At 59.9% G+C, this 14,039-nt stretch carries 14 protein-coding genes and 1 pseudogene; 7 read left to right on the top strand and 8 right to left on the bottom strand.

Features of this window, described 5'->3' with window-relative positions; translation table 11 throughout:
- Positions 1–265 precede the first annotated feature (265 nt).
- Positions 266–451 (bottom strand): hypothetical protein, encoded by a 186-nt coding sequence (locus BDD21_RS28800; protein WP_245969726.1) that lies wholly within the window; start codon positions 449–451, stop codon positions 266–268.
- A gap of 308 nt (positions 452–759) precedes the next feature.
- Here BDD21_RS28800 and BDD21_RS21120 point away from each other — a divergent pair, with 308 nt between their 5' ends.
- Positions 760–2,484, top strand: coding sequence for a pilus assembly PilX N-terminal domain-containing protein (locus BDD21_RS21120; RefSeq protein ID WP_120798844.1), 1,725 nt, complete (start codon positions 760–762; stop codon positions 2,482–2,484).
- Positions 2,485–2,599: 115 nt separating this feature from the next.
- Here the strand turns inward: BDD21_RS21120 and BDD21_RS21125 are convergent, their stop codons facing one another.
- From BDD21_RS21125 to BDD21_RS21145, 5 genes and pseudogenes are all read right to left on the bottom strand, one after another.
- Complete coding sequence (locus BDD21_RS21125; protein WP_120798845.1) at positions 2,600–2,929, bottom strand: helix-turn-helix domain-containing protein; 330 nt, start codon at positions 2,927–2,929, stop codon at positions 2,600–2,602.
- On the bottom strand, positions 2,913–3,089 hold the full coding sequence (locus tag BDD21_RS28805; RefSeq protein WP_281269189.1) for a type II toxin-antitoxin system RelE/ParE family toxin: 177 nt from the start codon (positions 3,087–3,089) through the stop codon (positions 2,913–2,915). The genes BDD21_RS21125 and BDD21_RS28805 overlap by 17 nt, the downstream gene beginning before the upstream one ends.
- A gap of 412 nt (positions 3,090–3,501) precedes the next feature.
- A complete protein-coding gene (gene ltrA, locus BDD21_RS21135) occupies positions 3,502–4,812 on the bottom strand; it encodes a group II intron reverse transcriptase/maturase (protein ID WP_170164696.1) in 1,311 nt (436 codons plus the stop codon).
- Positions 4,813–5,418: 606 nt separating this feature from the next.
- Positions 5,419–6,870, bottom strand: coding sequence for a group II intron reverse transcriptase/maturase (gene ltrA / locus BDD21_RS21140; protein WP_120798846.1), 1,452 nt, complete (start codon positions 6,868–6,870; stop codon positions 5,419–5,421).
- Positions 6,871–7,564: 694 nt separating this feature from the next.
- Positions 7,565–8,347: pseudogene (locus BDD21_RS21145) on the bottom strand (transposase); the annotation flags it as partial.
- Between the two features lie 170 nt (positions 8,348–8,517).
- Between BDD21_RS21145 and BDD21_RS21155 the strand changes: the two are divergent.
- Complete coding sequence (locus BDD21_RS21155) at positions 8,518–8,769, top strand: hypothetical protein (protein ID WP_120798847.1); 252 nt, start codon at positions 8,518–8,520, stop codon at positions 8,767–8,769.
- Positions 8,770–9,084: 315 nt separating this feature from the next.
- Here BDD21_RS21155 and BDD21_RS21160 read toward each other — a convergent pair whose 3' ends face one another.
- Both BDD21_RS21160 and BDD21_RS21165 read right to left on the bottom strand, forming a co-directional pair.
- The gene (locus BDD21_RS21160; RefSeq protein ID WP_120798848.1) at positions 9,085–9,393 is read right to left on the bottom strand and encodes a type II toxin-antitoxin system RelE/ParE family toxin; all 309 of its coding nucleotides are present in this window, start codon (positions 9,391–9,393) and stop codon (positions 9,085–9,087) included.
- Positions 9,394–9,416: 23 nt separating this feature from the next.
- A complete protein-coding gene (locus BDD21_RS21165) occupies positions 9,417–9,737 on the bottom strand; it encodes a type II toxin-antitoxin system ParD family antitoxin (RefSeq protein WP_245969729.1) in 321 nt (106 codons plus the stop codon).
- A 244-nt stretch (positions 9,738–9,981) separates the two neighbouring features.
- Between BDD21_RS21165 and BDD21_RS21170 the strand changes: the two genes are divergently transcribed.
- The 5 genes from BDD21_RS21170 (at position 9,982) to BDD21_RS21195 (ending at position 13,862) form a co-directional block, all read left to right on the top strand.
- Complete coding sequence (locus BDD21_RS21170) at positions 9,982–10,239, top strand: type II toxin-antitoxin system RelE family toxin (protein ID WP_120798850.1); 258 nt, start codon at positions 9,982–9,984, stop codon at positions 10,237–10,239.
- Positions 10,236–10,637, top strand: a complete 402-nt coding sequence (locus BDD21_RS21175) for a helix-turn-helix domain-containing protein (RefSeq protein ID WP_120798851.1) — start codon at positions 10,236–10,238, stop codon at positions 10,635–10,637. Before BDD21_RS21170 ends, BDD21_RS21175 begins: the two co-directional genes overlap by 4 nt.
- An 805-nt stretch (positions 10,638–11,442) precedes the next feature.
- The gene (locus BDD21_RS21185) at positions 11,443–12,273 is read left to right on the top strand and encodes a hypothetical protein (RefSeq protein ID WP_120798852.1); all 831 of its coding nucleotides are present in this window, start codon (positions 11,443–11,445) and stop codon (positions 12,271–12,273) included.
- A gap of 169 nt (positions 12,274–12,442) precedes the next feature.
- A complete protein-coding gene (locus BDD21_RS28810) occupies positions 12,443–12,784 on the top strand; it encodes a helix-turn-helix domain-containing protein (protein ID WP_245969730.1) in 342 nt (113 codons plus the stop codon).
- A gap of 475 nt (positions 12,785–13,259) precedes the next feature.
- On the top strand, positions 13,260–13,862 hold the full coding sequence (locus BDD21_RS21195; RefSeq protein ID WP_170164853.1) for a DUF2189 domain-containing protein: 603 nt from the start codon (positions 13,260–13,262) through the stop codon (positions 13,860–13,862).
- Positions 13,863–14,039: the final 177 nt, after the last annotated feature.

The raw sequence follows: 14,039 nt of genomic DNA on the forward strand, positions 1-14,039 counted from the left end.
GCAACGGATTCCGAGTTGGTAATCCGTCTTTCAGCCGGACCGAACGTGCGGGATTGCCAGGGCCAGACCGTCGCGTCTGCGCAGGTGATCAATACATTCTCCGAATCGAACGGCGTTCTTTTGTGCACAACCCCACAAGGAACGTCCTCGGTCATCGAGGGAACCTCATCTCTTGGAATTGCCTATGGAGTTGATTCGAACTCGAACGGATGGATTAGTGATGACGAATATACCGTGCGTTCAAACGTGTCCAATATTGACTCGGTTAGAAGTGTTCGGATAGAGCTTGGAGCAGAAAGGCCCGTCGAATTTGTGGCAACGCTGAGGTCAGCCGTTTTCCGGCAGTTAAGAGGCGACGACCCAACAGATCCAGACCCAGATCCAGACCCAGACCCAGACCCAGACCCAGATCCGGGACCAGATCCAGATCCGGGTCCGGATCCAGAACCAACTTTTGTGGACTGCGGATGTAAGAGGACTGGGAATTCCAACTCCGTGGCTTTGACGGGAGCCAATCCGGCAGCCTGCACTAATGCATGCTGTCAGACTAAGTGGGATTCGGCTTCCCCGAAGCCCTGCTCGAATAATAATTGTGTTTTTACTGCTCAATGCGTCGTTCCTTGACCGAATTCGCCACCTTGAAATCTGCACCCAAGGTTGTCGGGGATTATAGTCGCAATATCCGCTTCGTTCCCCGGCTTCATCTTGCGTTCGTTCGCAGGATGCGCTTCACAGCGCTGATGGCTCAGGAGATTCACAATGTTGAAACCTTCACAAGCTTTCTCTCAGCAGCGCGGTGCTGCCCTGATTATCGGACTAATCCTTATCGCAGTCGCGAGTTTAGTAACCGTGACCGCTATGCGGGGTACCCATGTTCAAGAAATGATGGTTTCGAACCAGCGAAACCAATTGATTGCGGCACTATCCGCCGAAGCCGGTGGCGCTGAGTTTTCCAATTGGATATCGGCGCAATACCAAACAAATCCGAGCAAGACATGGCCTTCGACAGAAGACGCTCTCACATCGTTGCTCGGAGAGCACGGGCTTGAATTACAGCCTGTAGGCGAAGACCCATGGGGACGCTGGGCGCTAGACCCGACAAGGAGTGCCGTCCTTTCGGCGGACTCGATCCGTGTCGCGATTCTCGGAAACTCCGTAACATCAGGAGTTTCCGTTGCGTCTGCATTTACATTTGTTGATTATAAGAAGGGCGTTATTGAACAGGAACGCAACCCAGGTCCGTTCGAAGCCGCTATTATTGGGTGTGAAAGTGTCAAGCTTAAAGGTAGCGGAAACATTTCTTCAACCACCGGCAAAGCGAATGTGATGACGGTCAAACCCGGAGCCCCACTTGAACTAACGGGACATTCGCCGATTACAGGAGATGTATTTGCAACAGGCGCGGTCACTACGGATGGAAGCTCCTGGGTGACAGGTGATATCCATGCGAGCGGCGACGTACTTATCAAAGCAAACGCACCATACGGCGGAGGCATTTTTACCACCGGAAGTATTTCGGTGAGTAACACAGCGACCTTTGCCGGCAGTCTTTCGGCAAATCAGAATGTAACGTTCACCAATGGCGCTCGGGTTGACGGCAGCGTAGCTGCAGGTAATGACGTCCGGTTCAACCATACCGATGTTAGGGTTGGAGGGAACACAGCCGCGGGGCATGCTGTTACAACCAATAAGTCGCACATGAGCCCAGACGATTTTGTCGCGGGGAACGTTACAATCGCCCCCCTTACACCAAACGCACCAGTGAGCCCACCCAAGTGTGATCCGTTGGATATTTCCGAGGTTATGGGAAGCCTTAATACCATCCCTAGCAACGGAAATGTCGCGATTGGCAACTATCCTCTTGTTAACTGGGAAGCATCACCGCAAGGTCTGAAGGCGTATGATGAAACCTGGAACGTAAAGAAGTGGGTCGACAAAGGCACCGGGTATCCTACCGAGCTAATCGGGAACCAAGAGACCGTCATCAGAACAAATAAGCTCGATCTGACGAACGGTTCCCTAACGGTTAAGGGCGGAGATGTGGTGTTATATGTTAATGGCGACCTAACACTTGGGACTGGAGGCGGGCCAGGGATAGTCATTGAATCCGGTAGCACGCTGACTGTATTTACCACGGGCAAAACCGTTATTGGAAGCGCGATAAAGATGCCTTCAACGAGTGCTCTAACTGACGGACGACCGACATTCGCACTGTTCTCTAGCTATGCCGACACGAGTGAGTTCAGTAAAGGAGTAGTTATTAACGGCGATTCAAGGCTTGTTGCAAATGTTTACGCCCCATTTGCGAACGTCTCGGTAGCTGCGGGGGGGGGGCTATATGGTTCTGCCAGAGGTAAAACGGTTGAGGTTGCTGGCGGTGCTGGGATCACGTTTGATGGCGATATCAGGGACTGGGGCAGCAGCGGATCGGCAGACCCCGGGGATGAAGGAAATGCCATTCCGCTCGTGACCGGTTGGAGATAGCACCAGGGGTTGTGCCGAGTCGGAGCGAGCGGCGAACCAGGGACGGACCACGGTTTCCCGCGATCATCGGATAAACGAAGGAAACCGGACCGGACCGCCAAACGTCATCCAAAGATCAGTCGGCGGTGCGCAAGTCTTCCGCGACATCCCGCAGGACCTCCGGATGACGCCGAGCGATGGCGAGTAGGGTTCGTGCGGCACCGCTGGGTTGCTTGCGCCCCTGCTCCCAACCCTGCAGGGTTCGAATCGAGACCCCGAGAAGCTTGGCGAATTGCGCTTGAGAGAGCCTGACTTCCTGTCTCGCGGCCAGTGCCGGTGGCCATACCACGCGTCCGTCTCCAGCCTTCATTTCACCGATGGCCTGAAGTAGGTCGGCTGCAAGATCGCGCTCGGCCTCGTAGGCATCCAGTTCTGCATCGTTCAGGGGCTCAGTCTTCGAGTGCACGGCGAATCTCTTTAAGTTTCGGGCCAGTGAGGTTGTCGGTCTTCGATTTGGCATACAAAGTCAGAAGAATCAACGCGCCCTCGACTGTGCGGGTGTAATAGATCACTCTGACGCCTCCGGACTTGCCGGAGCCTTCTCGTCGCCAGCGTACTTTTCGCAGGCCGCCGGATTCTGGAACGACATCACCGGTGTTCGGATGCTCGGCAACGTAGGCACAAAAGCTGCCACGCTCTTCCTCGGTTCAGTACAGAGGCCACTGCTTCTGAAACAACGCGGTCTCGATCACGGTAAGCATTACGGAACGGTACGCCTAAGGCGCAGTCTCGTCTACGGGAAAACCAGAGAGCAAACCGGGGACGGACCAGTCGGGTAGCAGGGTGACCTTACGGTCACCCCGCCCCCTAAGGTAGGGTCGAGAACTGGCGCGCCGAGGTTAGGGTCCGGTGGATCCTCCAGCGCTTTCGCGCTGGCCCTCAGTCCGGCTCCCATGATCACGTTTCCAGCCCCCGCCACGTCAAACCCGGCGTGCCGTTTTCCGGCACCGGGCTTTCCTGCCGACTTCACATCCAGGGTTATGAGACCGCTTGCACTGGGAGCGCTTTCGGCTTACGCAGCCCGATTCGGTACCCGTCGTAGAGCCCGAGCACCTCGTATAGCCACGTCCTACTCCACCTCTTCCAGCCAAAGCCCTGACGCTGCCGCGCGCGCATCAGATGGCGCCGAATCTTCTTCTCCACCCAATCTTGGACATACCCGAAACAGCGACTGGAGTGCCCCACCCGAAAGTAGCCTACCCACCCCCTGAGGATCGGATTGATCAAGGCGATCACCCGATCGATCGGCTGCGAGCGGTAGCGGCGGAACACGTCCTTGAGGCGTTGTAGGATCGCGGTACGCGCCTTCATCCGTGGCGTGTAACGCGCGCCCCAGACCCCGCGCCGAGTCTTGGCCCGGCGGAAGTCAAAGCCCAGGAAGCTGAATGCCCCTCCCCGGCTCAGGTCCAGCCGTCGTGTCTTGTCTTGATTGAGTTGCACATCGAGCTTGGCCAACTCCTCGACCAAGCGTCGCCAGGCCGCGTCCTTGAGCCAGTTCCACCGGCGATACCCATCGACCAAGATCACCAGGTCATCGGCATAACGGGCATACTCGATATAGGTATAGCGTCCGTTGCGGGTGACCTCCTTGGCCCGCTCCAGCATCCGGTCGACCTCGTTGAGGTAGAGGTTACTGAGCAGGGGTGAGATCACACCGCCTTGCGGAACGCCCCGCTTGCCACTGGCCTTGAGGATACGCTTGAGCAAGCCCAAGACCTGATCATCGCGGACCCGCTCCGCCACCTTCCCCAAGAGGAGATCGTGACGAACCGTGTCGAAGTAAGACGCCAGGTCCACATCAATCACATAGGTCTTGTTGCTCACAATGGCCTCGGCCACGCGCTGCACGGCTTGATGCGCCGTGCGCTTGGGTCGGTATCCATAGCTTCCATCCTGGAAGTCAGCCTCGAAGATCGGCTCCAGAATCAGCTTGAGCGCCCCCTGGACCACGCGATCGCGAATGCAGGGAATCCCCAGGACGCGCATGCGCCCGTCTCCCTTGGGAATCTCCCGGCGGCGATTCGGTTGCGGTCGGTAGGTTCCGATGACCAGCTCATCCCGGATGCCTTTCAGAAACGCCTCCACGCCAGCCGCCTCGATGGCCGCGAACGTCACCCCGTCACTGCCGGGGGCACCGTTGTTCGCTTTCGCCATCGCATAGGCCGCGTGCAGGGTCTCCTCTTTGCACACGTGGACGTAGAGTCCCCAGAAGCGCCAGGCCGGTTCAGCCTTCGCCTTGATGTAGATCCTCTTCCTCAGGTCTTGCAGATCGATGGGCGTCGTTGTCATCTCGCCCCTGCCTCCCATCTTGTTCAAGGATTGCCAACAGTAGGGCGCCTTCGCTCCACGGACATTACCCCGCTTCAGCGCTACTACGCGCCCATCCGCCACCCGCTCGCCTTCGGTCCACTTCCCGGTGTCGCCGGTTATAAGACCTACCTTGCTCCGGGGATTTCGCCCCGGGGCGAGACGGGCTTCTCCAGTTGCTTAGCGTGCCCTTGCCACCATGCCGTCGCTACTCACCCCGCCGAAGTGGTCGGATCGTCTCGGTCAGATTTCGACCCGCCATGCTGCCTTCGCCCCACGGTTGCAGGCTCGGCCTTCGGAGCTACGCATTGTCGAGGCCATCATTGCGTTCACTGTTGTTACGGCCTGGTGACTCGCCACCTCCCCAAGGAAGGTGCTGTCGATCGGCTTCAGAGTCTTGGTCTCCCGCCACCCTGCGATCCAAGCTACGGGGCTCCTGACTGTTACCCCGGCAGGACTGTCTCCTGCTGAACACGCCAGCCTTCGCTGGACACACAACCGTGCTTGCGACTTTCACCGCACACGGCTCAAGCCTTGAAAAGGCACCGTGAAGCACCCGGCGATCAACGGGGTGGTGGCTGAGACGCGTCACGTCACGAGCCATGCAGGAGTCGCGACGGGTCGCCGTCCCCGCTGACGCCCGCGACGCTCGACGAAATAGTCGGCCTGTTGCGGGTCGTAGGGGTTGGCGTCGCCGCGGATCTTCACATGGCGTCGAATCGGGATACTCGCCATCCGAAAGAGCGTGACCGATCCGTCCGTGAACACCCAGTCTCGGCCGTCCCTGTGGGCATAATAGCGATCCTTGAGCCACTTATGGCCTTTTTGGGGATGTCGTCGTTTGGCCCAGTTCCATGTCATGCACCAGATCGCGTGATCGATGTCGCTGAAGACCTCCTTGCTCACGACATGGCGGTAGTAGTGTCCCCAGCCCCGGATGACCGGGTTGAGGCGCCGGATCAGGACGTCTTGCGTCAGGCTCGCACCTGCTTTCAGAATGTCCCGAACCTTTTCCTTGACCGCCGCGATACTGGGTTTGGCCGGTGTGATGAGCAGTTTTCCATGATACTTGCGTAGATTGAAGCCGAGGAAATCGAACCCGTCGTCGATATGCACGATCCGGGTTTTCGCTTCGGACAGCTCCAGGCCTCGCTCCATGAGGAACTGCTGCACCTGCGGTTTGACCTCGTCGGCCAGCAGCGTCGAGGACGCGCCGGTGATGATGAAGTCGTCCGCGTAGCGGACCAGGTTGACCTTGTGACGGGGGTGGAACCGCGCGCGCAGGCGCTGCTCTAGCCCGTCGAGGGCCATATTGGCCGCCGTCGGGGAGAGGATCCCCCCTTGCGGAGTGCCTTGCGTCGTAGGACGGAAGACCCCGCGTTCCATGAAACCGGCCTTGAGCCAACCCCGCAGCTTCCCTTGGTTCGTCGGGACATGTTCGAGGAGCCACGGATGTGACACTTCATCGAAACAGGCCCGGATATCCCCTTCCAGAATCCATTCGGCGCTGTGCCGTCGACACAGGGCGAGAAAACACCCGGCGATCGCATCATGCGCCCCGCGCGCCTTGCGAAAGCCATAGGAGCACGGGTCGGCCAGGGTTTCCGACACCGGATCCAGCGCCAGCAACTCCAGGGCCTGTTCGGCCCTGTCGGCGTGCACCGGAATGCCGAGCGGGCGGCGTTTTCCGTTTTTCTTGGGGATGTAGATCCGTCTAAGCGGTTTTGGCCGGTAGTCCCTTGCATTCAACCGATGGGCTTGTCGCCACTTGCGCGCGGGGGTATTCAACAGCACACCATCGACCCCCGGCGTGTTCTTGCCCCGATTGGAGCTCACCCGCTGCACCGCCAAGAGTTTGGCGGCGAGCGAGTTGGCGAGCAGGCGTTGCAGCGACCGTACGCGGTGCCACTTGCCGGCTCTGACCGCCTTCACGATTCGCGCTTGGAGTCGGCCGACGAGACGACGTATCCTGGTCCAGTCGATGGCAAACCAGGGCGCCGTCCCATCCCGAGGGCCTTCAATGATGCCGAGGGCGATCATCGTCTAAAGAAACCCGTCGGGTTGAGCCTGTCGTGGGCGTGTTTCGTGAGTCAAGACCCGCCGGAAGTCTGCCCCCTTTCGGGGTAGGGCAAAGTTTGAACCCCTATCCGACCCATTACGGATCGGCCTTCGCTTGCTCCGGCATCCTTTACCCGCTCGCCCGCGGGTCGACCCTTGCGGGCCGCTGTCCACCGTCCTTGTGGGAGCGATCGGGCTTACCACGTTTCGCATGTGTACCATTCCCGAAGGGGTTAGGCTCCGCCTCTCCGCCGGCAGCGCGACATCTGCGCGGGGCCAACATTGGAAGCCCCGACCTGACTGCCCACCTTTTGGTCCATGCCTGGTCAGCCTCTTTGGCATGTTCTTAGTAACGACGGCTCGACAGCGGTTCACCTGAGTTAGCCTTGCCCTTCAACCCCGGCTCCCGACCGCCTCGAGGCTGGCAGTCGCGACCTCCCCTCGCGGTTTGGTCACCCGTCTTATCGACGGAGGCTACCGTGTCCCGGACGCTTCGCACCTCGGGGTTACCCCCGACGCACGGCCCGGTAGGGTACCGGCGGCAGAACGCCGGATCTCTTTGATCTCCTTGATAAATACACATGCGACCTCGTGTCGCACGAATGGCACTAACTTAAGCCAAAACCGCTGTAAAAACAGTCCGTCCTGAGCGTCATCCGCAACGCGCGAGCGGCGCTCAACGCTGTTTCTTGGGGTGGCCATGTTCGCGGACCTCCTCCTGCGCGATCTTCCGCGGCTTGGTCAACAGCGGGTAGCTTTTCAGGCGTCGCTTCAAGGCGCGCGGCTCGATCCGACCGCCTCGTCGACCCACGCGGGGTTGGGCCATCAGCACCAACAGGGCATGGATGCAGACGCTGTCGTGTGTGCCGCCGCACTGCTGCACGCAGATCCAAATCTGCACGACATGCTTGAAGCTGAGCTGGCGCGGGATCTGGTCCGCCAGCAGAGCGGCCTGCGCCATCAAGAGCCGGATCAGATTGTAGGCCAAGAGGTAGACCCACAGTTCCTTGAGCGCCATCGCCGGGGTTTTGCAGCGCAGATGCTCCATGCCGAGCGTGGTCTTGAGGTTTCTCAGATCCAGCTCGACGTGCCAGCGCTGCCGGTACAGCACCTTGAGCATGGACTTGGGGGTCGCCTTGGGGCAGAGCAGCGTGGTGACCATGATCTTGCCGCCGGCCTGAAACTCGCGCACCTTCAGAGTCGCCGGGGCTTGCGCGTATTCCTCGGGGCTCATCCAGTCGGGTCGCTTCGTCGGCTTGCTCAGCACGATCAGGTGATCGCGCGTGCCGAGCCGCTCGCCGAGGCGGAAATCGGTGCTGCGCTTGCGCGCCCCGTGCTGCTCGAACAGCCCGTCCACGCCGCCGCGCACCAGCTCGCAGAGCAGAAAATAGGTCGCGTAGAAGGCGTCGCCGAGAAGGATCTCCCCGCTTTGGAGGCTGTCGAGCAGCTCGCGCAGCAGGGGAAAACCAGGGACAGACCACGGTTTCTGGGCTATATCGGCAGATCGAGCTGATCAGTGTCGGCCAACTCTTCCCACGGTCGGCCGGACGTGCCGGGCCTTCGGGACCGCACCGAGCCGATTTGGGATCACGCTTTGCCGCCCAGCCGAGATCGCGAGGAATTTGCGCCATGAGCAAGAGTAACTACGCCTTGAGTACGCCGGAGAGCATTCTGGCGGCGGCACGCCGCGCCGCCAAGCGTGACGGCGTGAGCTTGAACCAGTTCATCAACACCGCCTTAGCTGAGAAGGTGGCCGCGCTGGCGACCGAAGAGGTATTCACGCACCGCGCCGCTCGGGCCGACCGAGCGCGCTTCCTGGATGTGCTGGAACGCCTTGGTCGGGAATCGCCACGGACAGGAGATGAACTCGACATCGACTGACGAGAGCCCGACATCGGGGTCAGAGCAAACCGGGGACGGACCAGAATGGCACTAACTTAAGCAAAAACTGCGGCAAAAAGAGCGGGTTCTGGCCGTAATCCAGCACGCGGAACCGGCGCTCAACGCTGTTTCTTGGGGTGGCCACGAAACCAGGGACGGACCACGGTTTCCCGCGACCATCGGAGAACCGATAGAAAACGCTTTTTTTGTCGAACGGACGACGGTTGCGCCGGCGTGTGGCGGACGTTCCTTGCTAATCAGGTGGCGCGAAAGGTGCGTCCGAGTCTTCGCCGGCGAGGGATTCTGATGGCGTGGTCAGGGCAGGGGGTCGATGTCCGTGAAAATCGCCGTTAGGTTTCGCGCGCCGTGGAGGACACGGACGATCTCGACCGCATCGGCGAGAACTCGGTAGAGGATGAGGTAGTCGTCGCAGACGAGATAGCGGAAGTCGCGGGCGATCTCCGGTCGCGCAGGGCCGAGGAAGGGATGATCGGCAAGGCGGTCGATCCGCGCATCGAGCATGTCGAGCAGGCGATCGGCGGCGGACGGGTTGTTGTCGGCGACGTACTCCCAAATAGCGATGAGATCCTCTCGTGCCTGGTTGCTGATGGTGACATCGTGCATGGCTGTGCAATCTTGCGAGCGGTTCAGCGCGAGGCTTTGACCGTGCGTGCCTCGCGTTTGATTTCGGCCATATCGAGCCGGCCGGCCGAACCGCTAGCGAGCCCCGCCTGCCACAAACGGCGCAGGTGTTCGACCTGCTCCTGTTGCGACGTGCGTTTGAGTTGCCAGTCGCGCAGGGCCTCGCGAATGACCTCGCTCGTGGAGGCGTAATCGCCGGCGTCGACCGCAGCGCGGACATTGTCGGCGATCTCTTTGGTGAGTGCGATGGTGATCTTTTCGACGGTAGGCATGACGAGTACTTTAGGGGTAAGGAAGCTCTGGCGATGTTTTGGCGGCGTCTGCATGGTATGACTTATTCATACCATGAGACCCTGAAACAGGCAACGCACCGCGCGAGTGTCCGCAGTAAACGATACCGTGCGACACAAGAAAGCGAAACCAGAAAGCGAAACCAGGGACGGACCACGGTTTCCCGCGACTATCGGAGAACCGATAGAAACCGGGCCAGACCACCAAACCCAGCCCGAATCCCGCACCGCATGTTAAGCAATACTTTACAGACTCCGTGCGCGCCTTTAACATGTGGTCATGTTCGCCTTGCGCTTCAGCAAACAATCCCAGAAGGCCCTGCGCAAGATGCCGTCCGGGATCGCCACGCGGATTCGAGCCGAACTCGACGCCATTGCGATGAACCCAGGCGCTTACCGCGGCGACTGGACACCGCTCGCGGGCTCGGATCTTTGGCGGCTGCGAGTCGGCAACTGGCGCGCGATATGCGAACTGCAAAACGGCGAGCTGGTCTTATTGGTCGTCAAGATCGGACCACGGGGAGATGTCTATCAATGAGCGTCCAAATTATCGAGCTGAACGGCGTCCCTGCCTTGGCCGTGTTGCCGATCGATGAATGGGAAACATTGCTGGAGCGACTGGAAACGCTCCAAGACATCGCGGATGCCAAGGCGGCCGCGAGCGAGGAGACCTTCCCGGCGGCATTCGTCGATCGTTTGCTGGCGGGGGAGGCCCCGCTGAAGGTCTGGCGCGAATATCGCGGATTGACACTCCAAGCCTTGGCCGAAGCCTCCGGCACGACCCGGCAGATGCTGTCGATGGCGGAAAACGGCAAAGCGAATCCCTCCGCCGATCTGCTGGCGCGCCTTGCGCGCGCACTCGACTGCGATATGGACGATCTTCACGGCGAGACCGCGCAACGCTGCACGACATCGGGGTCAAGTCTTTCCTTGTGACATTCCAGGGGAGAAGTAGGGGACGTGCAACGTAAGATGAACTTCACTGTGAACCTCAAAGTCCGCCTCCCCCCAGGTCTCTCCCCCAGGTCTCTCCCTCAGGTGCCGACTGAAGTCGGCGTACCCGGCGCTAAACCCTCGCCGATCCCGCCATCGGCGGGCTTCATGCCATCATTTGCGCGGGCAAGCCACGCGCCTACGGCGGGGTGGCTTCTGTCGGTCTCGCCAGAGACGGGCTTTCTCGGAAATCACCGAAGTCGAGCACCGAATCCAGTCGTTGTCGTGATCGCGGTCGATGACGACAACGACGAGAACCGAGCAAAATCGCGGGCAAACCAGCGACCAAAGCCGTCGCGCTGTTCCGATGTCAGAGAACCAACCGGCATTGATCACAGCACCTCGGCGCAGAACACAGCGGGCGTGACGATCCGCGTGCGTTCGATGTGCCCGCGTTGCAACAGGCCAGCGCGACGATCACCGGCCACCAGTATCCTACACGACCCGCATCAGCGCTTACGCCAATCACAAAGTGATCAAGTCAGCAAAACCAGCGAGGGCGAGCTTGGAGAGCCGCGTTGCGGCAGTTTGTGTCGAGCGCCAACGGTGCGATCGATGTTAGCCCGGGGCAAGCCCTGGGTATCGCGAGGAGGTTTTTGCATCCGGCCCCCACATCAATGGGGAACACTGAGCAGGGGTGTCGAAGGGCCGAAAATCGTCTGGGAATCTGGAGGTGCCTCTCATGTCGACGCGCGGATGGTATGAATACTACGTGTTAGACCCAACGACGAACCGCCGGACGTTGGCGATGCAGTTCTACAAATGGGGCGATGCAGTCCCCGAGCATGCGCTGGAGGAATGGCGGGTGTTCAGCGACCAAATCGAAAACGCCGACGGTTTGCTGCCCGTGGTGTGGTTGGATGATCTGCTGCGTCAACAACTCGGCGAGCTGTATGCGCGACTCCCGACCCACTTCTCCGTGGCGGCTTTTCTGTTTCTCATCCAGCGTGCTGAAGAAGAGCACAGTCCATTCCGCAACTGGGAGTTCCGGAATCTCCCCAAGGAAGAGCGTCCGGACTATCGCCTCGGCTTCGCGATCGGTAAGGCCATGGCTCTGGCCGGCTTCCAACCCCAAGAGCACCCCGACGCGCTACTCAACAGGGTGCTTGGCTTCATTGGGGCCGGCCACTTCGTGCGCCCCTGGCGCGATTACGGTCTGACCTGGTCGGTGTTGAAGTGGCTGCAGTATCTGACCCAGGTGACCTTGAAGGAGGAGATGGGCTCGATTGCCGGGGATCTTCAGGCGCCGGTCTGGGATATCAGCTACCGCTATCGGTTCTTCATCTGGATCGATTCGAGGACACCCTTCAAAATCTCCCGGCTCGCGGTCGAACTCTGTAATGAGCATGGCGGTGATCTGCTCGTCGAGCTGGAAGACCACCCGGATAAGACCGCCATGCAGGCCGAATATGATCGCAATCAAGCGAATCGGCTGATGGATCTGATCGCTGAAGGCAAGATCGATCGTTTCTCCCTCAAGGAAGCGGACGAAACATTCCAAGCCGACGAGGATTCCTTCTGGGGGCCGGATTGCCATGAGCGTCCGCCGTTACCGCCCGCTATTGCGCTCAAGCGCTAGGGTCGTCATTCGCTAATCCCATTGTAGGATCTCCAGTCGGCCTGTTCGATCACCGTAGCGCCAACCGGATCGCGACGGAATGCTCACCTGCACTGCTTTGTGAAGAAAACCACCAAGACACCCGTACGTGAACGGCGTGTCGCCGAGGCGCGCATGCAGGAGATTAAACATGCAGACCCACGATGACTTGATCGAGACGCTGATGCGCCGTCCCGGTGTACGGACCGAGGTGGAGCGTTTGGAACGGGAAGAATTCGCCCTGCTCGATCTGCTGCTGAAGGCGCGTCACGAGGCTGGGCTTTCCCAGGCTCAGGTTGCAGAGCGCATGGGAACCCAGGCACCCGCTGTTGCTCGCTTGGAACGGGCGCTGGCGACTGGCCGACACTCACATCGGGGTCAGGTCTTTCCTTGTGACATTCCAGAGAGTCCGGCCTGGCGGAAACCAGGGGGAAACCAGGGACGGACCAAGGTTTCCCGCGAGCATCGAGAAGACCCGAGTGCGTCGCGTTGAAAGCGACCTTGCGGGCCGGCGGAAGAGGACGACTGCAAGTCGTCTATCCCGGGGATGTCGGCGCTTCGCGATGAACGTCGGCGTCACTTCCGGCCGATCGTCTGCGCCGTTGAGATCCCTCTCCTGCAGTCAGTGATCAGGGACTTGCTTTAATGTTAGTAAATCCTTATATTCTTACTTTCCTATTTTCTTAAACCTGTCCAGGGCCGGCGAGTCGACACTCGGTTCAAACGAGCGCCCGACTTGGCCGTCATCTACCCCGGGAGTCTTCGCAATGACCACAGAATCAATCCCCTTTCCCTCAACCGATACGCATCAGGATGTCGTCCAGGCCGATACATTATCGATCCGGCGAGTGGCCTCGAATGCACCCCTGAAGTGGCTCGGGCAAGGCTGGAGCACACTGAAGAAAACGCCCTTCGTCAGTCTATTTTACGGTTCGCTCTGCGCCCTAGCCGGTTTCGGGGCACTGACCATGAGCCAGGCGATGCCGGGTTTGGCGTTGAAGTTTCTGATTGTGCTCCTGCTGGTGGGCCCCTTTCTGGCCGCTGGGCTCTACGTCACCGCGCGTCGCCAGTTGGGCGGTGAAGAGATCGGGATTCGCGCCAGCTTCGCTCTGTATGGTCAGCGGCGCTCAAGCCTGGCATTGTTCGGGCTGTTTCTGATGTTCGTTGTCGCCTTCTGGGCGTTGGCCACGGCGGTGATCTTTGCCATCAAAGTGACGACTCTGGCGCCGACCTCCAGTGGCTATGTGACCCTGTTGGGAGGCGGGATGGACCCATTGATGATGCTTTTCACGCTGGTGAGCAGCGCCTTGCTTGGCGCGGCGGTGTTCGCGGCCAGTGTGATCGCGGTTCCGCTGATCGTCGATCGTGATGCCGGCCCGGTTGCCGGTGTGCAGGCGAGCTGGCGGGCCGTCACCCTCAATCCCGGGCCGATGTTGCGTTGGGCGGGATTGATCCTCGGCCTGATGCTGGTCGGCGCGCTGACGGCTTTCGTCGGCATGGTCGTGATCTTCCCGTTGCTTGGCTACGCGAGCTGGTATGCCTATCGCGATCTGGTCGGCGAGGCCGTTTAACGGACACGCCAGCCCCTTGCGCCAATGGATGGCGCGCGATCCAACGCCCAACCTTGAAGAACCCTAACGGCCTGATCTGGACCCGGCAGCAATATTCGATCGACCTCAAAGAGATGGTGATGGCCGCAAGCCGTTTGCCGGCGTTGTTCTTCGCGTACATGACAGGCCATCGCCGAG

The sequence above is a fragment of the Thiocapsa rosea genome, from assembly GCF_003634315.1.
Taxonomy (GTDB): Bacteria; Pseudomonadota; Gammaproteobacteria; order Chromatiales; family Chromatiaceae; genus Thiocapsa; species Thiocapsa rosea.

Excerpts from the sequence above, each read along its gene's own strand:
- BDD21_RS21120 (WP_120798844.1), top strand. The coding sequence starts at position 760 with ATGTTGAAACCTTCACAAGCTTTCTCTCAGCAGCGCGGTGCTGCCCTG.
- ltrA (WP_170164696.1), bottom strand. The coding sequence starts at position 4,812 with ATGACAACGACGCCCATCGATCTGCAAGACCTGAGGAAGAGGATCTAC.
- ltrA (WP_120798846.1), bottom strand. The coding sequence starts at position 6,870 with ATGATCGCCCTCGGCATCATTGAAGGCCCTCGGGATGGGACGGCGCCC.
- BDD21_RS21155 (WP_120798847.1), top strand. The coding sequence starts at position 8,518 with ATGAGCAAGAGTAACTACGCCTTGAGTACGCCGGAGAGCATTCTGGCG.
- BDD21_RS21160 (WP_120798848.1), bottom strand. The coding sequence starts at position 9,393 with ATGCACGATGTCACCATCAGCAACCAGGCACGAGAGGATCTCATCGCT.
- BDD21_RS21165 (WP_245969729.1), bottom strand. The coding sequence starts at position 9,737 with ATGCAGACGCCGCCAAAACATCGCCAGAGCTTCCTTACCCCTAAAGTA.
- BDD21_RS21170 (WP_120798850.1), top strand. The coding sequence starts at position 9,982 with ATGTTCGCCTTGCGCTTCAGCAAACAATCCCAGAAGGCCCTGCGCAAG.
- BDD21_RS21175 (WP_120798851.1), top strand. The coding sequence starts at position 10,236 with ATGAGCGTCCAAATTATCGAGCTGAACGGCGTCCCTGCCTTGGCCGTG.
- BDD21_RS21185 (WP_120798852.1), top strand. The coding sequence starts at position 11,443 with ATGCAGTTCTACAAATGGGGCGATGCAGTCCCCGAGCATGCGCTGGAG.
- BDD21_RS28810 (WP_245969730.1), top strand. The coding sequence starts at position 12,443 with ATGCAGACCCACGATGACTTGATCGAGACGCTGATGCGCCGTCCCGGT.
- BDD21_RS21195 (WP_170164853.1), top strand. The coding sequence starts at position 13,260 with ATGAGCCAGGCGATGCCGGGTTTGGCGTTGAAGTTTCTGATTGTGCTC.